The 23,658-nt window shown below is 46.3% G+C and carries 23 protein-coding genes and 1 tRNA gene; 6 read left to right on the plus strand and 18 right to left on the minus strand.

What is annotated here, in order from left to right:
- Nucleotides 1-78 precede the first annotated feature (78 nt).
- The 3 genes from D328_RS0115905 to D328_RS0115915 form a co-directional block, all read right to left on the minus strand.
- Entirely contained in the window at nucleotides 79-600 is a 522-nt protein-coding gene (locus D328_RS0115905) for a MarR family winged helix-turn-helix transcriptional regulator (protein WP_033413089.1), read from the minus strand.
- A gap of 49 nt (nucleotides 601-649) precedes the next feature.
- Nucleotides 650-1,459: an alpha/beta hydrolase gene (locus D328_RS0115910; RefSeq protein WP_018886015.1), complete on the minus strand. Its 810-nt coding sequence runs from the start codon at nucleotides 1,457-1,459 to the stop codon at nucleotides 650-652.
- Nucleotides 1,460-1,810: 351 nt separating this feature from the next.
- Nucleotides 1,811-2,977, minus strand: a complete 1,167-nt coding sequence (locus D328_RS0115915; protein ID WP_018886016.1) for an MFS transporter — start codon at nucleotides 2,975-2,977, stop codon at nucleotides 1,811-1,813.
- 123 nt (nucleotides 2,978-3,100) lie between these two features.
- Here D328_RS0115915 and D328_RS0115920 point away from each other — a divergent pair, with 123 nt between their 5' ends.
- Nucleotides 3,101-3,991 carry a LysR family transcriptional regulator gene (locus D328_RS0115920; protein ID WP_018886017.1) on the plus strand — a complete coding sequence of 297 codons (891 nt, stop codon included), beginning with the start codon at nucleotides 3,101-3,103 and terminating at the stop codon, nucleotides 3,989-3,991.
- Nucleotides 3,992-4,167: 176 nt separating this feature from the next.
- Here D328_RS0115920 and D328_RS0115925 read toward each other — a convergent pair whose 3' ends face one another.
- Nucleotides 4,168-4,482, minus strand: coding sequence for a hypothetical protein (locus D328_RS0115925; protein ID WP_018886018.1), 315 nt, complete (start codon nucleotides 4,480-4,482; stop codon nucleotides 4,168-4,170).
- A 279-nt stretch (nucleotides 4,483-4,761) separates the two neighbouring features.
- The gene (locus D328_RS0115930; RefSeq protein WP_018886019.1) at nucleotides 4,762-5,739 is read right to left on the minus strand and encodes a tRNA dihydrouridine synthase; all 978 of its coding nucleotides are present in this window, start codon (nucleotides 5,737-5,739) and stop codon (nucleotides 4,762-4,764) included.
- A gap of 357 nt (nucleotides 5,740-6,096) precedes the next feature.
- On the opposite strand from D328_RS0115930, the gene D328_RS0115935 reads away from it, so the two are divergent.
- Genes D328_RS0115935 through D328_RS0115950 form a run of 4 tightly spaced genes read left to right on the plus strand, consistent with a single transcriptional unit; the run spans nucleotide 6,097 to nucleotide 9,989 of the window.
- Nucleotides 6,097-7,137: a siderophore ABC transporter substrate-binding protein gene (locus D328_RS0115935; protein ID WP_018886020.1), complete on the plus strand. Its 1,041-nt coding sequence runs from the start codon at nucleotides 6,097-6,099 to the stop codon at nucleotides 7,135-7,137.
- A gap of 28 nt (nucleotides 7,138-7,165) precedes the next feature.
- The gene (locus tag D328_RS0115940) at nucleotides 7,166-8,179 is read left to right on the plus strand and encodes an ABC transporter permease (protein ID WP_407667800.1); all 1,014 of its coding nucleotides are present in this window, start codon (nucleotides 7,166-7,168) and stop codon (nucleotides 8,177-8,179) included.
- Complete coding sequence (locus D328_RS0115945; RefSeq protein ID WP_018886022.1) at nucleotides 8,176-9,240, plus strand: iron chelate uptake ABC transporter family permease subunit; 1,065 nt, start codon at nucleotides 8,176-8,178, stop codon at nucleotides 9,238-9,240. Before D328_RS0115940 ends, D328_RS0115945 begins: the two co-directional genes overlap by 4 nt.
- Nucleotides 9,237-9,989, plus strand: a complete 753-nt coding sequence (locus D328_RS0115950; protein WP_018886023.1) for an iron ABC transporter ATP-binding protein — start codon at nucleotides 9,237-9,239, stop codon at nucleotides 9,987-9,989. Before D328_RS0115945 ends, D328_RS0115950 begins: the two co-directional genes overlap by 4 nt.
- Nucleotides 9,990-10,207: 218 nt before the next feature.
- Here D328_RS0115950 and D328_RS0115955 read toward each other — a convergent pair.
- Together D328_RS0115955 and nrdR are read right to left on the minus strand one after the other, a co-directional pair.
- Nucleotides 10,208-10,280: transfer RNA gene (locus D328_RS0115955), tRNA-Ala, on the minus strand.
- A 104-nt stretch (nucleotides 10,281-10,384) separates the two neighbouring features.
- Complete coding sequence (gene nrdR / locus D328_RS0115960) at nucleotides 10,385-10,852, minus strand: transcriptional regulator NrdR (RefSeq protein WP_018886024.1); 468 nt, start codon at nucleotides 10,850-10,852, stop codon at nucleotides 10,385-10,387.
- Nucleotides 10,853-10,958: 106 nt separating this feature from the next.
- Here nrdR and D328_RS0115965 point away from each other — a divergent pair, with 106 nt between their 5' ends.
- Nucleotides 10,959-11,174, plus strand: coding sequence for an alpha/beta-type small acid-soluble spore protein (locus tag D328_RS0115965; RefSeq protein WP_018886025.1), 216 nt, complete (start codon nucleotides 10,959-10,961; stop codon nucleotides 11,172-11,174).
- Between the two features lie 131 nt (nucleotides 11,175-11,305).
- On the opposite strand, the gene D328_RS0115970 is transcribed toward D328_RS0115965, so the two are convergent.
- From D328_RS0115970 to pnpS, 11 genes are all read right to left on the minus strand, one after another.
- Nucleotides 11,306-11,869, minus strand: a complete 564-nt coding sequence (locus D328_RS0115970; protein WP_018886026.1) for a lytic transglycosylase domain-containing protein — start codon at nucleotides 11,867-11,869, stop codon at nucleotides 11,306-11,308.
- Entirely contained in the window at nucleotides 11,866-12,462 is a 597-nt protein-coding gene (gene coaE, locus D328_RS0115975) for a dephospho-CoA kinase (protein ID WP_018886027.1), read from the minus strand. Before coaE ends, D328_RS0115970 begins: the two co-directional genes overlap by 4 nt.
- 121 nt (nucleotides 12,463-12,583) lie before the next feature.
- On the minus strand, nucleotides 12,584-13,309 hold the full coding sequence (locus D328_RS0115980; protein WP_018886028.1) for an MntP/YtaF family protein: 726 nt from the start codon (nucleotides 13,307-13,309) through the stop codon (nucleotides 12,584-12,586).
- 136 nt (nucleotides 13,310-13,445) lie between these two features.
- On the minus strand, nucleotides 13,446-14,276 hold the full coding sequence (mutM, locus tag D328_RS0115985; RefSeq protein ID WP_018886029.1) for a DNA-formamidopyrimidine glycosylase: 831 nt from the start codon (nucleotides 14,274-14,276) through the stop codon (nucleotides 13,446-13,448).
- 62 nt (nucleotides 14,277-14,338) lie between these two features.
- Nucleotides 14,339-17,005, minus strand: coding sequence for a DNA polymerase I (polA, locus tag D328_RS0115990; RefSeq protein ID WP_018886030.1), 2,667 nt, complete (start codon nucleotides 17,003-17,005; stop codon nucleotides 14,339-14,341).
- A 121-nt stretch (nucleotides 17,006-17,126) separates the two neighbouring features.
- The gene (locus D328_RS0115995; RefSeq protein ID WP_018886031.1) at nucleotides 17,127-17,555 is read right to left on the minus strand and encodes a hypothetical protein; all 429 of its coding nucleotides are present in this window, start codon (nucleotides 17,553-17,555) and stop codon (nucleotides 17,127-17,129) included.
- 99 nt (nucleotides 17,556-17,654) lie between these two features.
- The gene (gene phoU / locus D328_RS0116000) at nucleotides 17,655-18,314 is read right to left on the minus strand and encodes a phosphate signaling complex protein PhoU (RefSeq protein ID WP_018886032.1); all 660 of its coding nucleotides are present in this window, start codon (nucleotides 18,312-18,314) and stop codon (nucleotides 17,655-17,657) included.
- 29 nt (nucleotides 18,315-18,343) lie between these two features.
- Nucleotides 18,344-19,102, minus strand: a complete 759-nt coding sequence (gene pstB, locus D328_RS0116005) for a phosphate ABC transporter ATP-binding protein PstB (RefSeq protein WP_018886033.1) — start codon at nucleotides 19,100-19,102, stop codon at nucleotides 18,344-18,346.
- Between the two features lie 107 nt (nucleotides 19,103-19,209).
- Entirely contained in the window at nucleotides 19,210-20,694 is a 1,485-nt protein-coding gene (locus D328_RS29290) for a methyl-accepting chemotaxis protein (RefSeq protein ID WP_018886034.1), read from the minus strand.
- A 146-nt stretch (nucleotides 20,695-20,840) separates the two neighbouring features.
- On the minus strand, nucleotides 20,841-21,569 hold the full coding sequence (locus D328_RS0116015; protein WP_018886035.1) for a response regulator transcription factor: 729 nt from the start codon (nucleotides 21,567-21,569) through the stop codon (nucleotides 20,841-20,843).
- A 154-nt stretch (nucleotides 21,570-21,723) separates the two neighbouring features.
- Nucleotides 21,724-23,526 carry a two-component system histidine kinase PnpS gene (gene pnpS / locus D328_RS0116020; protein WP_026281221.1) on the minus strand — a complete coding sequence of 601 codons (1,803 nt, stop codon included), beginning with the start codon at nucleotides 23,524-23,526 and terminating at the stop codon, nucleotides 21,724-21,726.
- Nucleotides 23,527-23,658 lie beyond the last annotated feature (132 nt).

The raw sequence follows: 23,658 nt of genomic DNA on the forward strand, positions 1-23,658 counted from the left end.
TACGGTTTTTCCAATTCTGGCAGGGAAGTGAGGCAAGCATTGGGATAACTCATTCAACCTTCATGGATTGTAGCCAGTTTACTCGTTACCTGCATCAATTTTGGTGAGCTTGCGTGGTTCCTGTTCTTTCTCACCATACCAGACCAATACATTCGCAAACAAATCCAAAATACGAGTAATGCGTTCCTTGTCAGCCTCCGAAATGGAATCGGCATACCGAAAAATATCATCAAAGCAAAGCTCCCGAACAAATTCAGTGTACCGGGCGTACACCTCGCGTCCTTTCGCAGAAGGCTTCACATAGATGTCTTTGCGATTGCCGCTCAAATGATATTTCTCCAGCAGGCCTTTTTCCTTCAAAATCTTCACGTTCTTAGAGAATGTACTGCGACTAACACCAAGACGTTCTGCCATTTCTGACATTTTCTCTTCCTTATCCTCTGCTTCCAGAATATATTCCAGAGTCTGGATCTGCGAGGCGGAGAACATGACGTCTGTACCGTAGCTTCGCTGCAGCTTGTAGGTGTTAGAATATGCATTTCCGTACTTTATAATTTTCTCGATCAATGTCCGATGGTTGCCCATCCAATCTAACTTCATGGGTAATCCCTTTCATCTTCAGAATTCTTTCTCTTCCAATGTACTGAAATCAGATATGTTTTTCAATCCATGTGATCGTTTCTTCAATGACTTCATCCCGAGTCGGTTCGTTAAATATTTCATGCATAAGGTGAGCATAGATTTTCAATGTTTTATCAGTCGAGGCAATGTCTCCGTAGAAGTCGCGCGAATCCTGTTCACTCACCAGCCCATCGTTTGCACCATGCAGAACAAGCACCGGGTCCACAAACTGCTTCGCATGTTCCTTTAACCAGTCCACTCCATAACCCAGGCTATTGAATAGATCTACGGAAATTTTTTTTTCGACTAACGGATCATTCGCATATGCGGATACAACCTCCGGATCACTACATACGCCGCTGCCAAGCTCATTTGGGAAATACGTGCCTGGAGGAAGATCAAGTGGCAGCTCACCAGCAACCTTTGTATTGTAGCGGGTAAGTGCCCCAGAAAGAACGATGCCTTTCACTTTACCTGGATATTTCGTTCCAAAGGATGAGGTCGCAAATCCGCCCATACTATGACCGATAACAAACAGAGAGATATCGCCGCTCTCTTGCAAGGCCGCTTCAACAATAACATTCACATCCTCTATAAGCTGATGAAAATCACTGTAGAACGTACGCCGCCCTTCCGATCTCGCATGACCACGATGGTCAAATCGATATACATTAATATCGCGGTTGTTCAGCTGACCCGTCAAATAATCATAGCGCCCGGCATGCTCGCATAGCCCATGAACAATAACCACAGCTGCCTTCGCATCAGTGACTACATTCTTGCTGAAATAGAGCTGTGTTCCATCAAAGGTCTTAATGGTTGTCTCGATGCTGCTCATATCTTCTCCATCCCTTTCGTGGCGCTCAAGCATCGAACAGTTGAAACGCTCTAGCCTTGAGCACGTTTAGTATGTTGTGACATGACGACAATCCGGATTTTTGTGTTTTGTAGAAATAATATTGTTTCTTACAGAAACAATATAGCATTGACCACATGCACTGTCTATAGAAAAATTAAAGCGATTACATACAAACTTCGGTATTACTTTATAGGTATTACTTTATCTATGCACTTACATCATAGATTGAATTTAACACTAATTATGTACCGCGAAGAACCCTTGGTGTATAAGGGTTCTTCGGTATATTCACTTAGCTCGCATTATGGCTCAATTTATTCAATTCATTTTTTAAGCCCTAACCCGACTACCACTCTTCCCGCTAGTAATCGCCACCTGCACCCCGATCATGACCACAATCACCATCAGCATCACAATAAGCGCAGTCGTAAAGCTTCCACTTCGATCATAAATCGCCCCAATCGCTAGTGGTCCCATAGCCCCTATAATATAACCCGCGCACTGGGACATCGCAGACCATGCTCCAGCTTCCTCCGCCGTTTCTGTCTCGACAATGGGTAGCATGAGTGCCAGTGGAAATAACCCGCCTGCTCCCATGCCCAACAATACCGCCGCTGGCAGCATCGGCAGTTGAAAGAGCAGCATGACGATTCCGATTAGCTCGGATACACTGCAAAGAATGAGATACAAACGACGTCTCCCGGATCTGGCTACTAGGAAGGGAATCGTTAAGGATACGGGAACTTGAATCAGCGTAAAGACCGTAAGGAGCATAGCTGCACTAGCCGCGCTGTAGCCGAGATTCAGAGCAATCGGTGCAATCCACGCTGTTACCGAATAAAAAATATTGGCCATTAAGCCAAAAAACAAGGTCAACAGAATTGCTTTTTTATTACGGATCGGAAGGCTGGAGCTTGATCCTATTGAGCTTGAGCTAGTCAGATTCGCCCGATTTCCAAGAAAAGCAGCCCACACGATTAGTGCCACCACTCCAAGAATAGTCCAGCAAGACAAGGTCAGCGTTAAGCTGTGATTACTACGATTGTATAACGGGATAGCAAAAGCCGAAGCAACAGCAGCCCCTACAGTCATGGAAGCAGAATACACACTGACAATGCCGGGCTTGGTAGGAAAATACTTCTTAATGAAGCCGGACAATAGCGGCCCGGCCAAGCTGATCCCAATTCCGCCAACTAACGCACTAACTACCAGTATCACGACAGAGCTAACGATTCCTCGCAAAGCTGTTGCCCCTGTAATGAGGACTAAGGCCATAAAAATGGTGCGTTCAAGACCTATTCGATCACGCAATACGGTCGCCGCTGGAGCAAAGATCCCCATACATAGGACAGGCAATGTGGTGAGTAGACTTGCGGTTAGACCGCTTATATCTAGATCACTCTGTATCGTACCAAGCAAAGGGGCCACCGATGTAATCAGAGGCCTTAGATTCAAGGCTGCAATAAATATAGCTAGCAATAAAAAATATCTCTTCATAAATAGGCCCTCTCTTCTTAGCTGTATAAGACATCCTCAGTATAGGGGCTTATAAATCATTGATCAATTCTATAATCAATATTATTATGATAGTTAAATACTATTAAAAAAAGGAGCCTTCGGATGGACAATCGAAATGTACAGTATTTTATGGCGGTATATGAGCTACTGCATTTTACAAAGGCTGCCGAAAGACTCGGAATCTCACAGCCTACACTAAGCCAGCAAATCCGCATACTTGAGGCAGAGCTGGGCACTCCTCTTTTCGATCGGATCGGTAAAAAGGTGGTGGCTACAGAAGCAGGCAAGCTCCTGTACCACTATGGGCTAAAGATGCTGCAAGCAGAACGGGACGCCAAGCATGCCATACAAGATCTGTTGTCAGGAGACAGCGGTACGGTTAGGCTGGCTGTGCTGCCCTCGGATTTGGACTTCATGCTCGTCCCGCTGTTCGTTGAATTCAAGAAGACATATCCTCACATCCAGCTACAGGTGTTCTCAACTATATATGTACAAGATGAAGTGCTTACCCATAAAGTCGATATCGGGATTGGCTTGCAGGGTCAGCCTGATAAAAGATTAATCCAGGTCCCGCTTGGATTGGAGCCCTATCATCTCTTCGTTCATGCAGCAAGCGAGCTCGCTGACAGGAAGGAGATTACACTGCAAGAGCTGAAACAGCATTCACTGGTCATGTATCCGAAAGGCTTTCTCGGTCGCGAGTTAGTGGATGCCGTCTGTATTCAGGAAGAGATTGAATTAACCCCCGTCATGGAGACGAGCTCAGCCAATTCACTGCTCCAATTAGTGTCTGCCGGGGTAGGCGCTACTATACAGCCGCAAGGCTTGCTCGCTCAATTCCCGGAACGTCAGGACATTGTAGCTATACCATTCAAGGGGCCTACGCCTATACGACATCTGGAGCTCATGTACTGTACGGATCGGTATATTAGCACCTCGCATCAACAATTAACAGATGGCCTCATTGAATTTTTTCATAACAAAATGGGATGAAGGCTACATTCTGAGTAGCTTTGGTCTCCTGTGAGCATTAGTACACCACAAGCGACAACGATTACGGAACGACGACCACGAGATAGCTAGCAAATTTGCACATAGCAAAAGCTCGCGAAACCCTTAAAAAATCCTTGTGTTTAGCGAGCTTTTTTAGTTGTTCTATTTTAGACAGGTCAATTCTTTTTGTTCCTTTTATACGTGTACATTCCCCATATCACCAATGCCGCACATAACAAAAGCGTACAGTAGGCCCAAGCAAAAAGCATGGCAAGCCCCAACCCGATGTTGGCATCCAGACGTTCATCAAAGATCACTGTGTATAGAGAAAACCCGAGTGGCACAGCTCCCACAATAAAAAGTCCAGTCAACCATCCACCAAAGCGTCTAGAGCTTAAGCTCGATCCTGTACCGGCAAGCTTGCGAAGCCCTTTACTAATAAGAAATAGTAATAGAATAAATAACAGCCAAGTGGCGAGAATTTTTAGCATTAGCTTTACCTCCTCTGAATTCAACACTTTTTGTGCAATTTTTTTGTGAAAAAAAGGTCCTTCTGAATCATTACTCATTTTACAGGAAAGACATGCAAGATCGTTCATTAAGAGCACATATTCTATCAATAAGCTTGATTGACTATAATTACCCTGGTTGACGCTTTATGATCCAAGATTACGATGGTATTGAACCTGAAAACCTTGTTCTGTACATAGATAAAAAAAGCACCCCGCAGGATGCTCTATGAACTAAAGACTTACCATTATGGCTTAGTTTTACGCCCCATCTTGCTCCCTGCTTCCAAAATCATCGAGTAATGCGCGAACTTCAATGGTTGATTTGGCGCTCATTAAGCTATTTCTAAGCTCGCTTGCCCCTCGGAATCCACGTACATATATTTTAAAGAAGCGGGCAAGCGCGCTGTACGAACGTGGCTCCTCTGCTGAATATTGATCATAGAGATCCAAATGCAACCGCAGCAGACCAAGTAATTCCTCACTGCTGTGGTCCTTCGGCTCCTTCTCAAAGGCAAACGGATTCTGAAAAATCCCACGCCCGATCATAATACCATCCACTCCATATTGCTCAGCGAGCTTCAAGCCCATCTGACGGTCCGAAATATCCCCATTAATCGTCAGTAGAGTATGTGGTGCTACCTCATCACGCAGCTTCTTAATCTCCGGGATGAGTTCCCAATGAGCGTCTACTTTGCTCATTTCCTCTCTTGTCCGCAAATGAATGGAAAGATTCACAATGTCTTGCTCCAAAATATGCGTTAACCAGTCACGCCATTCATCTACAGCCGTGAAGCCAAGCCTTGTTTTTACACTCACGGGCAGGCCTCCCGCTTTCGCAGCCTGGATGATCTCCGCTGCAATAGCTGGGCGACAGATCAGACCGCTTCCCTTCCCATTCTCAGCTACATTAGCAACAGGACAACCCATATTAATATCGATGCCTTTAAAGCCTTCTTTCGCCATACCGATGCTCATCTCACGAAAGTATTCCGGCTTGTCTCCCCAGATATGAGCCACGATGGGCTGTTCATCTGCTGTATAAGTCAAACGTCCGCGCACACTTTTGTTTCCCTCTGGGTGACAGTAGCTCTCCGTATTCGCAAATTCCGTGAAAAATACATCCGGCCTGCCGGCCTCACTTACGACATGACGAAACACAACATCCGTCACATCTTCCATGGGCGCCAATATAAAAAATGGTCGTGGTAATTCAAGCCAAAAATTGTCTTTCGTCATATCCAAAACCTCTCTATGAAAACTAAGAAAAAATCTTAAACTTATCCCAACGAGTATATCATAAACCTTGAGAAGAGCGCACTCACGAATGAATTCAAGTGAAAAAGTGGGGCATTAATTCGCAATTTCGCCATTAGTTACAGGAAGTAAGTTGTTGAAAATTACTTCTAACTTGATATAATACAAGTTATTGAGATTGATAATCACTATCGTGTAATTGACATGTCACTCTGCATTACTATGAGAAATAGTACATATCCATTCTTTAAAATGCGCTCTGAGAATATAACATGATCTTGATTTATCAATTACAATGCTCTGCTTGTGTGCAAGCTTATTTAAACTAGGGGGATATATATGAGAAAATTCAATGTTTCAAAATCAATGTTTATTTTACTTGCAGCTTTTGCTTTGCTGTTGTCAGCATGCTCAAGTAATGGACCTGCTACTTCTGGTGCTGCTAATACGAATGCTACTGACGCTGGTAGTGCTACTCCTGCTGCTGCTACAACGGTTGAAATTACGGACGCTCATGGAACGGTTACTGTTCCGGTCAATCCTGCGAAGGTCGTTGCTCTGGATAACAGAACTTTTGAGACTTTGTCCAATTGGGGCATTAAATTAGCGGCTGTGCCGAAGGATGTAATGCCTGCGAATTCACCCTATGTAGCCGATGAATCGGTACAAAATATTGGAAATCACCGCGAGCCAAATCTTGAGCTCCTCGCCTCTATACAGCCTGACCTTGTCATTGTTGGTCAAAGATTTGCTAGCTATTATGAAGATATCAAAAAATTAGTGCCAAATGCAGCAGTTATTGACCTCGATTTTGATGTTTCTGCAGAGGCAGGTACACCTGGACAAAATCTGGTAAATGGATTTAAAGATGCAACAACCGATTTAGGTAAAATCTTCGATAAGCAAGAAGAAGCTAGCCAATTAAATGCTGATTTTGATAAAGCTATTGAAGCAGCTAAAGCCGCTTATAATGGTGAAGATAAGATTATGAGTGTGGTTGTTTCTGGTGGAGATATCGGTTTCTCGGCTCCTCACTCTGGGCGAGTATGGGGACCATTGTATGAAATTTTTGACTGGACTCCTGCATTAGAAGTTGAGAAGTCTTCTTCCGATCATCAAGGGGATGATATCTCTGTTGAAGCTATTGCCCAAAGCAATCCTGATTGGATTTTTGTGCTGGATCGTGACGCAGCTATTTCTTCTGATGAAGCATCTGTTCCTGCTCAAGACGTTATTGATAACTCACCTGCTCTTAAAAACACAACGGCTATTACTAAAGGGCAGATTCTCTATGCTCCAAACGATACTTACACCAATGAATCCATTGAAACCTTTATCAAGATTTTTAACGACCTTTCAGAAGCTTTAGCTAAGCAGTGAAAAGGAGTCTAACGTAGTGCTGAAAAACTTGATACCAAATTTAGCTGGGGTTGAGAATTCTCAACCCCAGCGTCATAATCACAAAAGACTATGGACCTTACCTTTTATCATTGCCATTACAGCGACTATTATTTTGGGCATTATATCACTGCTTACTGGGGTGTATGACATAAGAGGACAAGCGGATGGAATGGAGATGTTCTTCATCACTCGTGTCCCAAGAACCCTGGCATTGATGCTTACGGGAGCCGCAATGGCCATGGCAGGACTGGTCATGCAGCTGATTACACAGAATCGCTTGGTGGAGCCGACAACAACAGGGACCATGGAATGGTCTGGTCTGGGGCTTATGTTTGTTTATTTGGTCTTTCCAGCCCCAACTTTAGTGCTAAGAATGACAGGTGCAATCATTTTTTCCTTTGTAGGAACGATGATTTTTTTCATGTTTCTAAAAAAAGTTAAACTTCGTTCGTCTTTAGTAGTTCCTATTATTGGCATGATGCTTGGAGCAGTCATTTCTGCCTTTTCAACTTTCGTTGGGCTTGTTTTTCAAATGACGCAAAATATCGAAAGCTGGTTTGTAGGCTCTTTTTCGCCTGTTCAAATTGGAAGATATGAATACTTATGGCTTATCATATTGATTACAATACTTATTTTTATTTTTGCTGATCGATTGACTTTAGCTGGACTAGGGGAAGATGTCGCTACCAGTCTTGGAGTAAACTATAACAGGATCATTCTTTTTGGCACTGCTCTGATTTCTCTAGCTGTTGGCATTGTTGCAGCTGTGATTGGAAACCTGCCTTTTTTAGGGTTAATTGTACCGAATATCGTTTCCTTATTTAGAGGTGATGATCTCCGAAGCAATTTGCCGTGGGTCTGCGTATTAGGGATGGGTACCATCATGATCTGTGACATTCTATCTAGAATCATTATTATGCCTTTTGAAGTACCCGTATCCATGATTCTTGGAACAGTGGGAGCCGTCGTATTTATTGTTATTTTGTTACGACAAAGGAGGTCAAGAAGGAGTCTGAGATGAGCCAATTCGTAAGTAGCAATCCATTACATGTTGAAGTCGATTCTAGCCGTCCTCATAAAAGAAGGTCAGCCAGAGCCTTTCGTACCAAGAAAGAAGAAAAGCGTTATTGGATCTTGCTGATAACATTGATAGTTTTGGGCGTTATTTCTTCGTTTGGACTACTGGTGTATAACAATCCAGTTCCGGTAACCTCTCCTTCTTTCATACCTGTTGTTACAAGAAGGGTTGTAGCCCTTGTTGCCATGCTTGTGGCTGTTATTTGCCAAAGCTTATCAACGGTTGCTTTTCAATCAATTACAAATAACAGAATTATCACTCCGTCACTATTAGGCTTTGAAGCTATTTATTCAACCATTCATACAAGTACTATATTTTTCTTTGGTGCTGCTGTATTTGTAGGCTTTAGCGGTGTTGATTCCTTTTTATATCAAGTTGCTGCAATGGTCTTGATGTGTTTGATACTGTATGGTTGGCTGCTTTCCGGAAAATACGGCAATTTACAGCTTCTACTGTTAGTCGGTATTATTATTGGAACCGGGTTAAGGTCTGTATCCTCATTTATGAGAAGACTTCTTGCACCGTCCGAGTTTGATATTTTACAGGCAAGAATGTTTGCTTCAGTGAACAATGCAGACTCAGCCTATTTCCCGATTGCCATCCCCATCGTCATCATTGTTGCCATCCTTTTGCTTGCTAATGCCAAGAGGTTAAATGTATTATCGCTGGGTAAGGATGTATCGACTTCCTTGGGAACTAGGCATCAAATCAGCGTGATTTATACGCTTGTTCTGATATCCATTTTGATGGCTGTTTCAACGGCTTTGGTTGGGCCACTTACCTTCTTCGGATTTTTAGTTGCCACTTTGAGTTATCAGGCAGCACAAACCTACGACCACAGATATGTGTTCCCCATGGCTCTTGCTATCGGGTTTGTAATCTTAACCGGTGCATACTTCATTATGAATCATATTTTTAATGCGCAAGGTGTTGTTTCCATTATTATCGAATTGGTTGGCGGATTAACATTTTTAATAGTGATTTTAAGGAAGGGTTCTTTATGATAGAGATTACTAATGTCAAAAAATCATATGCGGATGAGGTAGCGATCGGCCCTTTGAATATTAAAATACCAAAAGCCGGCCTTACTTCTTTAATTGGGCCCAACGGTGCAGGTAAGTCCACTACACTTTTGATGATCGGAAGACTTTTGGATCTGGACGAAGGCCAAATCAAGGTGGCCAATATGGATGTTTCTACATCCAAATCGAGCGAGCTGGCTAAAATCGTAACTCTTTTACGTCAAGAAAATCATTTTGTAACGAGACTTACCGTTAGACAACTTGCTGGATTTGGACGTTTTCCTTATTCTAAGGGGAGATTAACGAACGAGGATGAGGCTATTATCTCCAAGTATATTGATTTTTTAGACTTGACTGATCTCGAAAATCGATACCTGGATGAGCTTTCTGGTGGTCAAAGGCAAAGAGCCTATGTAGCCATGGTGTTGTGTCAAGAGACGGAATACGTGCTTTTGGATGAGCCTTTGAACAATCTGGATGTGGCTCGTTCTGTCCAGATGATGGAGCATTTGAGGCATGCCGCTAATGAGTTTGGACGAACCATTCTGACTGTTATGCATGATATCAATTTTGCCGCCAAATATTCCGACCGAATTTGTGCCATGAAACATGGCCAAATCGCCGCTTTTGGAACAGTAAAGGAAGTTATGGACCCAGAGCTTTTAACCGATATTTTTGAAACGAAAATTGAAATTATAGACGGTCCTTATGGGCCGATTGCGATTTATTAGGGCGGCCTGTATGAAGAGGCTACGCACACACCCTAGAAGGTAGAGTGAACATTTTGCTCTACTTTTTTTAGTGCGTGTGCGAAATTATTACTTCTTAAATAACGAAAAAAACGGCATTTCTTTACTCATAAGACCACAGCCATAAAATCAAATCATAGATACATAGTAAAAGGCCGCTAAACACTCAGAAATCCTTGTGTTTAGCGGCCTTTTAAGTATGGAGCCTAGGGGGATCGAACCCCTGACCTCATCGCTGCCAGCGATGCGCTCTCCCAGCTGAGCTAAGGCCCCGTATGTATTTTTCAACTTCTCACCATTATCGGCGACTTCTATATCATATAATTTTCACACAGCAATGTCAATACTTTTCAAGCGCAAAATTTATGGGCCGACGCTTATTCGTCGGCCTCTTCCTTGGACAGTAAGGATTTCAGTTCCTTCATGAACATATTGATGTCCTTGAACTGCCGATATACCGACGCAAAGCGCACATAGGCCACTTCATCCACTGGATACAAGTGCTCCATGACGAGCTCACCAATCTCCTGACTCACGACCTCCGTGGCAGCTGTATTGCGTAATGCATTCTCTACCTTGGATACGATCTGCTCAAGCTGCTCCACCGATACAGGACGCTTCTCGCAGGCCCGAACCAATCCACGCAGCATTTTGTCACGGCTGAATTCCTCACGGCTGCCGTCCTTCTTCACGACCATTAATGGAGCTTCCTCCACCATCTCGAATGTCGTGAATCTACGGGCGCATTGCTCGCATTCTCTGCGTCTGCGAATGGATTTATTATCATTGGCTGGCCTGGAATCCAGCACCTTCGTTCCTGCGTAAGCGCAGTAAGGGCATTTCATAACAATCACTCACTTCCTTTTACCAATAAATTCTTTATCCATTAGACTAATAAAATTTGAATATCGACACATAATACAATTACCAACCGCGAGGAGGTGAACAACAATGGCACAAGGGAACTCTAACAATCTGGTTGTTAAACAAGCGTCCGGAGCACTGGAACAACTGAAATACGAGGTTGCTCAAGAGCTTGGGATTAGCATCCCTCAAGATGGTTACCAAGGTAACATGACATCTTATGAGAACGGTTCGATCGGGGGTTACATCACCAAGCGTCTGGTGACAATCGCCGAGCAACAACTGGCCGGTCAATTTCAATAAGTCATAACAAGCAAGGTGCAGGACAGGCGATAAGCCTTCCTGCACTTTTTAACTTATCCATGGCATTATCTTGAACCATACTGCCCTCATAAAGCCCGTTAAACCGTATCACCATTCCAGAAATCCATTCCCTAGAACTGATCATAGATCTTCGTATATTGACGGTAATAATGCGTTACCCTCTGCACATAATGCCTTGTCTCTCCGTATGGAATCTGCCGTATCGTCTCCTCACGACCATCCCATATTCCTTCGTTAAGCCAGCTCTCGACTTTTCCTGGACCTGCATTATAAGCGGCGATCATGGCAACGGGCTGATCGGGAAATTGCTCCATCAAGTTATGAAGGTACCACGAACCTAATTGAATATTCAATCCAGCCTCATGCTTCACACTATCCAATGGCTGCTTGGGTAGCTTGGCCCGCTCCATGATCCATTGCGCGGTATCGGGCATGATCTGCATCAGTCCTAACGCTCCCTTATGCGATTCCATGCTGGTGTTATAATTCGTTTCAACCCGAATAATCGAAGCCACCAGAAATGGGTCTACCTCATAAGTCTGCGCATACTGCCGAATTTCATCCTTATAGCGGATCGGATAGAAAATCGCCATCCAGTTAGAGCTCAGGAACACAAAGACGACAAAAGACACGAACAAGATGAGCAGGACTCTTTTTTTAGCAAAAAGCTTCATGAAAGCCTCTTGTGGCGAAGCCACTGCTCCAGCTGCTGCTCGGTGTACTGTAGATCCTTGCTATTATCGACCACGATATCAGCCTTGCGCTTCTTCTCTTCTATATCCATCTGTGCAGCCAGACGCTGCTCCGCCTCCGGTGCCGCAAGCCCATCACGCTCCATCAGGCGCTGGAGCTGCTGCGTACGCGGTACATACACCACCATAACCTCCTGGAACAGGTTGTCCAGCTTGGATTCATACAAAAGCGGGATATCCACCACGACCAGCTTGTCCGGCTGCTGCAGCTCAAATGTCGTCATCTGCTGCTTGATCTCCTGCCGGATGGCAGGATGTGTGATGTTATTCAGCGCCTGCAGCTCGGCCTGATTACCAAATACAATTCGTCCGAGCTCCTTACGATTCAAGGTTCCGTCGTCATTCATAACTTCTGGCCCGAACCGCTCCCGGACCGCTGCAAGGACCGGATGCCCCGGAAGCATGACTTCCCGGGCAATGACATCAGCATCTACGAGCAAGGCTCCTCTGGACACCAGCATAGCGGACACCGTGCTTTTTCCGGTTGCAATACCTCCGGTTAATCCGATGATCATGCTTACACCCGCCTTCAACCTCATTCTAATCTTCAAACTGTACTTTTATTCGGATCACGGTACGAATTCATACCTTCGCTTATAATCATGCAACCTACTCAACGCTCGAATCTCCATAGTACTACATTAGACGCAATATGCCCATGATAATTAAGAGCAGCGCCGGCAGCGAAGCTACCGTCCGCATGAAGCGAAAGGCCGTTAATCGAAAGCCTGCCTTCATTCCTCCGATGAGAAAGATCCCGCTGAAGAGTGCGATAGCCAGTGCTGTAGACAATGGGTCAAAACCAAGCATAGCTGCCCCAAGCCCTGCGCCAAAAGCATCCAGGGAGAGTGCGATCCCCAGCCATACCGCTTCATGTGGCGAGATGCTGCCGGAGTCATCCATATCCGCTGCAGAGGGACTACGCAAAATACGTATGACCAGCCCCAATTTGCGGAGCTCAAGTGAAAAAACGGTCTGCTCCACCGCGGTCCCTAACGTATCCTTCGCATTCGTTTTTACCGTTGCACGCTCGTTCACATCATGCGCCTCTGACTGCTCCACCAACGAGATAGACGAGGTATCATCATGCTTTTGCATCAGAGATTGCACCAGGGACCAACAGCCAATTCCAATCAGAATCAGTGCTCCGAGCAAGGTCGTGAATGTTGGAGATAGCATCTTCTGCATAATGACGCCAACCTGCATGGATACCCAGATGACCATCCCCGAGCAGATGGAGATAATCACAATCGACAGTAGTGGAATCTTCATCTTCCGCAAGCCGTATGTAACTCCGACACCAAAACTATCCAGACTTAATGCAAATGCAAGCAACAGCAGGGACATCCAATGACTACCCATCCTGAGCCCTCCCCATAGCCATGCGCCCGGACATACCCGATAGCGCACTCGGTTATATATCTCAGGCATTATATGAGAAAAATGGGCTCAGTGTGCACTTCCATCATTTCTACACTTCCACACTCCTATACTTCCACTAAACTGTCGGCTGACATTTAGGGCAATAATGCGTGCCCCTACCAGCTACTACGGATTTCTCCACTGGTGTATGACAGACAACACACGGCTGCTGCTTGCGGCCATAGATCTGGAGCTGATGCTGATACGATCCGCTATCTCCCTGACCGTTCACATAGGATTTAACGGAAGAGCCGCCAGCAGCTACCGATTCTGACAGTACGCCAACAATGGCCTTATGCAGCAACGTTAATTGTTCTGTAGTTAACGAATTAGCTGGTTTGGACGGGTGAATCCCAGCCCTGAACAAGGCCTCGTCTACATAAATATTCCCAATACCAACGACATATGCTTGATTGAGCAGCGCTGCCTTGATGGAGGTTGAGCGTCTTCCGACTGCCCCTTGTAGCGCCTCCACGGTGAACGCTTCATCCAATGGCTCCAGACCGAGCTTATGCAGTGGTGCGGATATCAGATCCTCACCGGTATTGAATAGATGCATCGTACCGAACTGTCGCACATCCTTATATCGAAGCTCTGTACCATCGTTAAAATGAAAAATGACATGCGTATGCTTCTCAACTGCCTCATCCGCAGCATATAGGCCGTATCGCCCCTCCATACGCAGATGGGATACCACTACAAGTCCATCCAGCAGAATCCGCAAAAATTTGCCTCGACGCTCCACGCCAGTAATCGTATGCCCGGCAAGCTCGAAGGCAAATGCCTGTATGTCCGAAGGCCGCTGAATAATGCGCGGCAAATGTACAGAGACTCGTTCGATTTGTTTCCCTACTACCAGTTCATTCAATGTTCGTTTTACAGTTTCGACTTCCGGTAATTCCGGCATAATTCCTTCACCTCAAGCTCTATTATACTGGAACCCGGACAGGTTCGAAAACAGCCTGGTTGCTATTTCGCCTCATACCAGTTATCTCCATAGCTCACATCAGCCTTGAGAGGCACGGACAAGCTCAAAGCCTTCTCCATCGTCTCAGGTACTAGCTCCTTCATAATCTCCAGCTCATCCTGCGGAACCTCAAATACAAGCTCATCATGTACCTGCAGCAGCATACGGCTACGCAGCTTGCGATCGTTCAGCACCTGATCCATCCGTACCATGGCCAACTTGATTATATCGGCCGCGGTCCCTTGAATTGGCGTGTTCATCGCCGTCCGTTCTGCGAACGAGCGCAGATTGAAGTTGCTGGCATTGATCTCTGGGAGATAACGTCTGCGTTCTAGCAGCGTCTTGACATACCCGTCCCGTCTGGCATCCTGCACAATGTCATCCATGTATTTGCGAACACCCTGGAATACGTCAAAATATTGATCAATGAACTGCGCGGCCTCTTTACGGGTAATATTCAAATTCTGGGATAATCCGTAATCGCTGATGCCATAGACGATCCCGAAATTGACAGCTTTGGCCGACCTCCGCATGTTCGCATCCACATCCTCAGGCTTGACCCCGAATACATCCGAGGCAGTCTTCGTATGAATGTCCATATTGTTCACAAAGGCTTCCTTTAGGCGCTCATCATCAGAGATATCAGCCAGCACACGCAGCTCAATCTGCGAATAGTCCGCGGCTAGAATCGACCAACCGGGCTCTGAAGGTACGAATACCTTGCGCAGCTTACGGCCCTCCTCCATACGAATCGGAATATTTTGCAAATTCGGGAATTGACTACTTAAGCGTCCTGTAGCCGCAATCGTCTGCCGATAGAAGGTATGCACCTTGCCCGTCTTCTCGGAAATTTCCTTCAGCAGTCCCTCTACATAGGTCGATTGAAGCTTAGCCAATTGACGGTATTTCAGAATATTTTGTACGACATCATTGTATGGGGCCAGCTTCTCCAGTACTTCGGCATCCGTGGAATAGCCCGTCTTCGTCTTCTTGACGACCGGAAGGCCGAGCTTGTCGAATAGGACCTCACCTAGCTGCCTAGGTGAATTCAGGTTGAACTCAACGCCAGCATTCCGGTAAATATCCTGCACCAATGCTTCAATCTGGGTCTCGAATTCATGACCTAGTTGCTTCAACTCATCCATGTTGACCGCGATTCCCTGCTTCTCCATATCTGCCAGAATACGAGACAGCGGCATTTCCATATCGTGGAAGAGCTGCTTCATACCATTCTGCTCAAGCTGCTCCTCCTGAGCAGGGACAAGTTCTCCCACAACGGCAGCCTTGCGAGCCAAATGATCAGCGAGAATGTCCTCTGATGGAATCTTGTATTTTGCACCCTTACCCCATACATCTTCATCCGGTCGAATCGACGGCAGGTTATGCTTGGCTGCCAGTCCACTCAAGGTCTGATTCGCATCCGTCGGGTCCAGCAGATAGCCTGCCAGCTGCACGTCAAATTTAGCACCCGCGAACGGAATACCGTACCAATGCAGCACCAGATCAGCCCGATGCAGATCATAGCCCTGCTTCGGCTTGGCGGCATCCGCCAGCCACTCACGCACTCCTAGCGCCGCATCTGATTGCAATAGCTCATCCGACAGATAATACTGTCGTCCATGTACTCCGATTACTACGCCGATCAGCTTGGCCTGGTGTGGGTTATCCCCGTAGGACTCCACATGCAGGACGCCACCATCACCTTGCGCGAGCGCCGTCTCCAATTCCTTTACCGTGTCAGTTTGTAAAATAACCACATCTACATCAGCTTCTGCCTGTGTAGTCCCAACGCCACTACTAACGATCGCTCCAGAAAGCTGGAGGCGCTCCAGGAGAGATTTGAATTCCAGCTTGGCTAATGCAGGACCTGCAGTGTCTTGCTTAAGTCCGCTGTATACGATACCATCCCAGCCCTTATCCAAGGGCACCTCACGATAGATCGTAGCCAGTTGCTTGCTAAGTCTCGCATCCTCCGCATGAGTCTCGATGCGTTCCTTCATTTTCCCTTTTAACTCACTGGTATGTGACAGCACCTCTTCGACGCTACCATACTCGTGCAGCAGCTTCAGAGCGGTCTTTTCGCCTACACCAGGAATGCCTGGAATATTGTCAGATGCATCGCCCATGAGACCCTTCAGATCAATGATCTGCGCAGGGGTCAGACCGTAGCGCTCCTGAATCTCGGCTGGACCATAGGTCTCAATCTCGGTAACGCCTTTACGTGTCAGGCCAATCTTCACCTGATCCGAAGCCAGCTGAAGCATATCCTTGTCGCCAGACACGACAATTACCGCATGACCTGCTTCATCAGCCTGCTTGCTGAGCGTCCCGATAATATCATCTGCCTCATAGCCCTCCAGCTCGAATTGAGCAATACCGAGACCATCCAGTAATTCTTTCAATAGTGGAAATTGCTGTGATAACTCTGGCGGCGTCTTCTCACGCCCTCCTTTATAGTCCTGATATCCCTCGTGGCGGAATGTTATCTTGCCTGCATCAAAGGCTACAAGGACATGAGTAGGTTTATGCTCCTCAAGCACCCGCAGCAGCATTGTCGTAAATCCGTACACCGCATTGGTCTGCTGCCCACTGGAATTCGATAACGCAGGGATTGCAAAAAAAGCTCTGTATATAATACTGTTGCCGTCAATAAGCATGAGTTTGTCCATTGGCTATACACCTCATCGAATTCATTCATTATATGCTTATCCTATTTTAACATATCAGGCGAGTATCCTGAAAAAAGGGTTCCATGCAAATAGCAGGTGTCATTCTATTGCTTCTCTTTCCTTAGGCAATAAGCTTATGCACCTCATTCAGGATCATCTGATGCTTCAATCCCAGATCCTGTCCACCATCAACCACAAACATATTCTCTTGTTTGGCCAAATCCGGTACAGGTATGCTGGCATACAGATCTCGTACCCAGCGCTCCTCCACCCAGTAGCTTCTATATACAATGTCATCAAACCAATATCTGTCTACAATCAGATGGAACCTTCGTTTGAGCAGTGGTTGTAAGCATTGATGAAAGACTTGGACACAACCTCCGGCAACTACAGATGTTACTGCAATGGCATTTTCTCTCGTTTGTAATTCCTCGTCATAGACAAAATCATCAATCAACGGGAACAAACCTTTCCAATCTATGCACAAACGGGTAAAGAGTATTTGATTTGATGACAGCTCCCCTAGCTTGGCTTCTTGCATGTACCCCATTTGATGCTCCACATTTTTTCAATTGCTAGGTTTCAAAACGCTCACACAAAGAGCATAGAGAAAAAGACCCCTTTGGACAAGGAGTCTTTCTAATGTAGACTATTGATTCAAATCTGGACGCTGGCTTGTAACGAGATATACCGCACTCTCACCGATGTTCGTCGCGTGGTCACCAATTCGCTCAATGTATCTGCCGACCAGCAGCATCAGCATAGCTTCCGATACCTGGGAAGGGTTCTCGCCGATGAACGTGTACAGCTCACTGATCATACGGCTGTACAAGGCATCCACCTTATCATCCAGCTGTGCCATCTTGTAGGCTTGATCCGTATTTTCGTTCAGGTAGGAGCTGATGGCTTCATTCGTCATCGTCTTCACGATCTCAGCCATCTCCTGGATCTCCGCAAGCGGCTTGAGCATTTGCTTACCATCTAATCGAAGTGTAACCTTAGCCACATCAAGGGCCAGATCGCCCATGCGCTCCAGGTCACTGGATATTTTGAAGGAGACAATAATTCTGCGAAGATCCTTTGCCACAGGTTGCTGTGTCACGATAAGGCGTGAGCCCATATCGAGAACTTGCTCCTCCATCTGATTAATCTGCACATCACTGTTTACAACCTGATGTGCAAGCTCAGTATCGTTCTTTTCCAAGGCTGTAATTGCATGATCCAATGCCTCGGATACTTTTCCACCCATTTGAAGCAAGAGCGTACGTAGCTCCTCCAAGCCTTCGTCAAAATCCTTTCTGCGTATCATCCTATGCGTGCCTCCCTCTCTGCCATTACTCAGCCAAAGCGGCCGGACACGTAATCCTCCGTGCGTGAATCCTGCGGGTTCGAGAATAGTGACTCGGTCTCGGAAGCCTCAATAATCTCGCCATTCAAGAAAAATACGGTCTGACCCGATACCCGGGCTGCCTGATGCATATTATGTGTAACCATAATAATTGTGTATTGGTCCTTCAACTGCTGTACCAGCTCTTCAATCTTCAATGTGGAGATCGGGTCCAGTGCGGAGGTCGCCTCATCCATCAGCAGGATATCCGGTTGAACCGCCAGCGCACGTGCAATACATAGCCGCTGCTGCTGTCCACCAGAGAGACTTAGCGCCGAACGCTTCACGAAATCTTTAACCTCATCCCACAGGGCTGCCTGCTTGAGACTCTGCTCCACCAGGCCGTCCAGCACTTCCTTGCTGCGAATTCCGTGTAATCTTGGTCCGTAGGCTACATTGTCGTAGATCGACTTGGGAAAAGGATTTGGCTGTTGGAAGACCATTCCTACACGCTTGCGCAGTTCCTCTACTTCAAGGTCTTCGGCATAGATCTCCTTGCCGGAGAGCTTGACCGACCCTTCAATGCGCGTACCTGGAATCATATCATTCATACGGTTCAGTGTACGTAATAGTGTTGATTTCCCGCAGCCTGATGGTCCGATGAATGCCGTCACAGTCTTATCCGGGACGTCCAGAGACATGTCCTTCAAGGCATGAAATTTCTCATAATACAAATTCAATTTCTCTATCGTAATCACAGGATCATTCATATGTGAGCTTCTCCTTCAGTATGCAGTTCATTCTCATTCAGCTCGAATACCGATAACATCAAGATTATAATGGCCTTGTGTAAACGAAATACAGTGGATTTGTTAACTCAGTGTAAAATAAGAGCAAGCTCTCGTTCTTCACTTTGCTTTTTGTCGGAATTTTTGTTCGTATCTTCACTTGTTGTACAATCCTTTTTTTCTTCCACCTGCAGATCAGCTAGCCCATTCACTTCTTTACTAACTTTTTCACCTGATTCTTCAACTGTTTCTTCACTAGCATCTTTATTAGTATCTTTACTAGTCACTTCATCAGCATCTTTACTAGCTTGTCCACTAGTCCGCTTACTAGTCCGTTCATCAGCTCGCCCAATGGGCTGCGCAGACACTGCTGTTCTCTTGGCCTTATTATCATCAGTCGAGACGTTTCTTTGTTCCTCTACTGGCTGAGCTTGCTGTATGCCCGTATCCTCAGCAGAGCTGCTCACGTCAGCAGCACTTCTGTTCATCTGCATAAGCTCATCAGCTACCTGACCTGCAGTAAGACGAGCTTGCTCCGCTGCCTGTGTCATATCCTGGTTCAGCTGCTCCATTCGCTGAACAGCCTGAATGATGCTCGCCAAGGCTTCATTTCCTTCATCTACGAATTTCGATCCATTAGCTACCTGACGAAGACCCTCGCTCGTCAGATCTGTCTGTCCTCGTACCAGTTCTCCGATCTCGTCCAGCAGCTTGGTGATGCGAGATGAGCAATCCTGAGTCTGTGCAGCAAGCCCCCTGACCTCCTGAGACACAACCTGGAATCCGCGTCCATATACTCCCGCATGGGCAGCTTCAATAGAAGCATTAATGGCAAGCAGTGTACTTTGTCCGGCCAGGTCCTTTACTGCCTTGGCAATCCCCGAAATAACCTCCAGATGGTTGCTCATGCTTAGGGCCTGTGTATGCTGTTTCTCCAGCTGCTCCATAACCTCCCTATAGCATTCCTGAACCTCACCTAGCTTCTTCATCCCATGCTGTGCTGCCTGCTCCATCGCCTGACTGTGCTCCATGCTTTGCCTAGCCTCAGAGGATACCTGCTCTACATTTCCTTGGATATGCTGCACCTGATGGTAGCTCCGCTGCACTGTCTGCTTCCGACTCCCGTCTGCTTCCTGCTGCAGCAATTGCGCTACCTGCATGACATCCCTGAGCGTCAAGACGCTCGGCGGCTGAGCCCCCAGCAGTATAATGCAATCATAGAAATTCGCATCTGGACGCTGTAAGGCTTGATCCAATATATCCTCCGCAGCTGCTGTGGTCTCTACCATAAGAGCAGTCCGATCCACGAATTCAGCAGCAGGCTTGTCGTAGAACAATGCAGCTGCGAACCTTCCTGCCAGATGACGATTATATGATTCTCTCATTATGATGCCCAAGATATCCCCTACTTGATTCTCCACCAGCACGCAAGGCATTTCAGGCTGTTGTCTGAATATATCCAGCAATGCCTTACAGGTCACTTGAGGATTAATAATGGCGACTTGCCGTCCTGTCACATAGTCCCCAATCATCTTTCGCTTTACATCCGTTTGCGTATTCAGCACTATTGGCATTCCCTAGCAACCTCCCATGTAATTCCATTCACATATAGGTCTATGGGACTATTGTAAACACGCATTGTTAGATGGATTTCGATTTCCTGTTATAACCATGTAAAAGCATGGTGGATATCCTTGGAAAAAGAAAAAAAGAACATCCCTTATACAAAAGATTGGGATGCTCTCTTCTTATTCACTACCAGCTTGTATCCAACTCCACGAATGGAATCAATATGAACGGACTCAGGGTCCAGCTCCAGCTTCTTGCGCAAAGAGCTTACGTGAACGTCTACCGTCCGTTGACCTCCAATATAGTCGAAGCCCCATACGGCATTCATCAGATCATCTCTCGTTAGCACAACTCCGGGCTTCTTGGACAAATACAGCAAGACCTCGAATTCCTTCGGTCTCAAATGAATCTGCTGTCCACCGAGAATGACCTCATACTTCTCAGGATAGATCTCCAGCTCGCCCAGCGCGATGCGGGACTCCTCAGTCTGCTCACTTGTCAAGACCTCATCACCTGAGGTACGGCGCAGCACTGCGTCCACTCTGGCCAGCAGCTCGGATACCCCAAACGGCTTCGTAATGTAATCATCTGCTCCCGACTTCAGTCCCTGAACGACCTCAGCTTCACCATTTTTGGCCGTCAAAATAATGATCGGGGTCGTAATGCCTCTGCTTCTCAGCTTACTCAGAATATCCAAGCCATTCATTCCAGGAAGCATCAGATCCAGCAATATAAGATCGAAGGACTCCGTAGAAGCCTGTTCATAGCCAGCTGTACCATGATCTACTGCCTCTACCTCATAGCCCTCCTGTGTCAAATTATACGTAAGCAATCTCGCGAGCGTTGGCTCGTCCTCGATAACCAATAGGCGTTGTGCCATTATGAAATCCTCCATTCCACAGTATGAACTTCATTTAGTTGAAACTCATCTGCAACCTCGTCTGCAAGCCATATCCCATGCTCACGATTCGCACATCCATCATTCTATCACGGCATTGTTAACGGAGTGTAAAAGTTATTATGCAACTGTCTACCTATTCCTGATGCTGAATCACAGGAAGCTCTACACTAAAGGTACTACCTATTCCCAGCTCACTTTCGACCGTGACCGTACCGCGATGCAGCTCCACCAAATGCTTGACGATGGATAATCCCAGACCTGTACCCCCGGAATTACGTGAGCGGCCTTTATCCACACGGTAGAAGCGCTCGAAGATGCGCGGCACATCCTTCTTCGGTATTCCAATTCCCGTATCGCTTACTGCCACAATCACTTTCTCTGGCTCATCATCTGTCGGTATGGAAGTCACCTTCAGACGAACACTTCCACCCTCCAGCGTGTAGTTAATGCTGTTGGAGAGGAGATTCAGGAAAATTTGCTTCAGCTTGTCCTCATCAGCCTCAATGAATAGCTCCTCTGGCACATCCAAATGAAGGGAAATACGCTTTTTCTCTGCTACTTTATCTAGCGTGTCTGATAGCATCTCAAAAAATGTAGACAGATGTACAGGTGAACATTCCAATGGTGAGCGCTTCGATTCGATTTTAGACAGCTCAAGAATATCACCAATCAGTCGATTCAGTCGCTCACTCTCGTCATAGATAATTTGTAAGAAGGAGCGTGCCGTCTCCTCATCCTTCACACCACCGCTAAGCAGCGTCTCAGCGAAGCCCTTGACCGCCGCAATAGGCGTCTTCAGCTCATGCGATACATTCGCAACGAATTCGCTTCGCATGTTCTCAAGTCGGCGAATAGCAGTGACATCCTGCAGCAGAAACAGCATCCCTCGCTCGACACCATCGTTGCCAGCCATAGGTACACCATCCATAAGCAGTAGCCTTTCTTTCGGATGATAGACACTAACCTCACTGCGGAGCATCTCCATGCTGTTGATACCTTCCTCTACCAGCTTGGTTAGCTCATAATGCTTGCGTAGCTCCTGAAACGGCTTTCCCGTCAATCGCTGGCTGCTGATACCCAGCATCCGCTCTGTCTCCCGATTCACCAGCGCGATGTTGTCGTGTTCATCAATCAACAAGATCCCACCAGTCATATTTGTCATGACCCCTTGCAGCAGGCCTTCATTATCGCGAATAGTCTCCATTTGCTTTTGCAGACTGTCTGCCATGCCGTTAATGGCATCCGCAAGCTGCCCAACTTCATCCTTACGTGACAGCTCCACCCGTGCATCATAATCAAGATGAGAGATTCGATTCGCGACGCGGGTAATATGCTCAAGCGGCGAAGTCAATCCCTTGGCCACACGATAGCTGATTAGAGATACGACCAGGAACAGTACAACGAGGGCAATAATGACAAAGGTCCATGCGCGCCGCATACCGTCCTCCACCGAGGCTAGGCTCATGGATAGACGAATGTAACCATCAAAACCATCTGCCGTAATGACAGGCTCAGCAACATACAGCATATTTTCACCCAGCGTCTCACTATATCGAATGGAGCTGCCAATCCCCGTCTCCTTGGCCTGGCGAATCTCATCTCGGAGAGCATGGTTATCCATTTGCCTCACATTAGTCTCTGAATCTCCAATGACAGTTCCATCCTTGGCGATGAAAGTAATCCGGGAATGAATGAGCCCTGATAACTCCTCGGCCTTGCTTGTATAGTACTTGCTGGTATCTTCACTGGTATCTGAGGATGCATATTCGAAAGGAAAGGTGCTACGCAGCAAATTTATTTCCCGGGCCATATTTTCCTCAAGTGAATGAATATGTGAATCTTTGAAGATATGTCCCATCACAATACCTGCAGCCAGTACAGATATACCCGTTAAGGCCAGCATAATCGCGGTAAGTTGAAAACGAAATGGTCTCATAATCTTCATAGTCTCTCCCTCGTATTAGACGTTGCTTTTCGTATTCTAAATGATTTTGTCCACAAGAGCTACAGAAGTTTTGTTAAGTTTATGTAAAACCTCATATCCCACTACTTACACAATCAGTCCATG

The organism is Paenibacillus massiliensis 2301065 = DSM 16942 (genome assembly GCF_000377505.1).
Lineage (GTDB): Bacteria > Bacillota > Bacilli > Paenibacillales > Paenibacillaceae > Paenibacillus > Paenibacillus massiliensis.

Excerpts from the sequence above, each read along its gene's own strand:
- D328_RS0115905 (WP_033413089.1), bottom strand. The coding sequence starts at position 600 with ATGAAGTTAGATTGGATGGGCAACCATCGGACATTGATCGAGAAAATT.
- D328_RS0115910 (WP_018886015.1), bottom strand. The coding sequence starts at position 1,459 with ATGAGCAGCATCGAGACAACCATTAAGACCTTTGATGGAACACAGCTC.
- D328_RS0115915 (WP_018886016.1), bottom strand. The coding sequence starts at position 2,977 with ATGAAGAGATATTTTTTATTGCTAGCTATATTTATTGCAGCCTTGAAT.
- D328_RS0115920 (WP_018886017.1), top strand. The coding sequence starts at position 3,101 with ATGGACAATCGAAATGTACAGTATTTTATGGCGGTATATGAGCTACTG.
- D328_RS0115925 (WP_018886018.1), bottom strand. The coding sequence starts at position 4,482 with ATGCTAAAAATTCTCGCCACTTGGCTGTTATTTATTCTATTACTATTT.
- D328_RS0115930 (WP_018886019.1), bottom strand. The coding sequence starts at position 5,739 with ATGACGAAAGACAATTTTTGGCTTGAATTACCACGACCATTTTTTATA.
- D328_RS0115935 (WP_018886020.1), top strand. The coding sequence starts at position 6,097 with ATGAGAAAATTCAATGTTTCAAAATCAATGTTTATTTTACTTGCAGCT.
- D328_RS0115945 (WP_018886022.1), top strand. The coding sequence starts at position 8,176 with ATGAGCCAATTCGTAAGTAGCAATCCATTACATGTTGAAGTCGATTCT.
- D328_RS0115950 (WP_018886023.1), top strand. The coding sequence starts at position 9,237 with ATGATAGAGATTACTAATGTCAAAAAATCATATGCGGATGAGGTAGCG.
- nrdR (WP_018886024.1), bottom strand. The coding sequence starts at position 10,852 with ATGAAATGCCCTTACTGCGCTTACGCAGGAACGAAGGTGCTGGATTCC.
- D328_RS0115965 (WP_018886025.1), top strand. The coding sequence starts at position 10,959 with ATGGCACAAGGGAACTCTAACAATCTGGTTGTTAAACAAGCGTCCGGA.
- D328_RS0115970 (WP_018886026.1), bottom strand. The coding sequence starts at position 11,869 with ATGAAGCTTTTTGCTAAAAAAAGAGTCCTGCTCATCTTGTTCGTGTCT.
- coaE (WP_018886027.1), bottom strand. The coding sequence starts at position 12,462 with ATGATCATCGGATTAACCGGAGGTATTGCAACCGGAAAAAGCACGGTG.
- D328_RS0115980 (WP_018886028.1), bottom strand. The coding sequence starts at position 13,309 with ATGGGTAGTCATTGGATGTCCCTGCTGTTGCTTGCATTTGCATTAAGT.
- mutM (WP_018886029.1), bottom strand. The coding sequence starts at position 14,276 with ATGCCGGAATTACCGGAAGTCGAAACTGTAAAACGAACATTGAATGAA.
- polA (WP_018886030.1), bottom strand. The coding sequence starts at position 17,005 with ATGGACAAACTCATGCTTATTGACGGCAACAGTATTATATACAGAGCT.
- D328_RS0115995 (WP_018886031.1), bottom strand. The coding sequence starts at position 17,555 with ATGGGGTACATGCAAGAAGCCAAGCTAGGGGAGCTGTCATCAAATCAA.
- phoU (WP_018886032.1), bottom strand. The coding sequence starts at position 18,314 with ATGATACGCAGAAAGGATTTTGACGAAGGCTTGGAGGAGCTACGTACG.
- pstB (WP_018886033.1), bottom strand. The coding sequence starts at position 19,102 with ATGAATGATCCTGTGATTACGATAGAGAAATTGAATTTGTATTATGAG.
- D328_RS29290 (WP_018886034.1), bottom strand. The coding sequence starts at position 20,694 with ATGCCAATAGTGCTGAATACGCAAACGGATGTAAAGCGAAAGATGATT.
- D328_RS0116015 (WP_018886035.1), bottom strand. The coding sequence starts at position 21,569 with ATGGCACAACGCCTATTGGTTATCGAGGACGAGCCAACGCTCGCGAGA.
- pnpS (WP_026281221.1), bottom strand. The coding sequence starts at position 23,526 with ATGAGACCATTTCGTTTTCAACTTACCGCGATTATGCTGGCCTTAACG.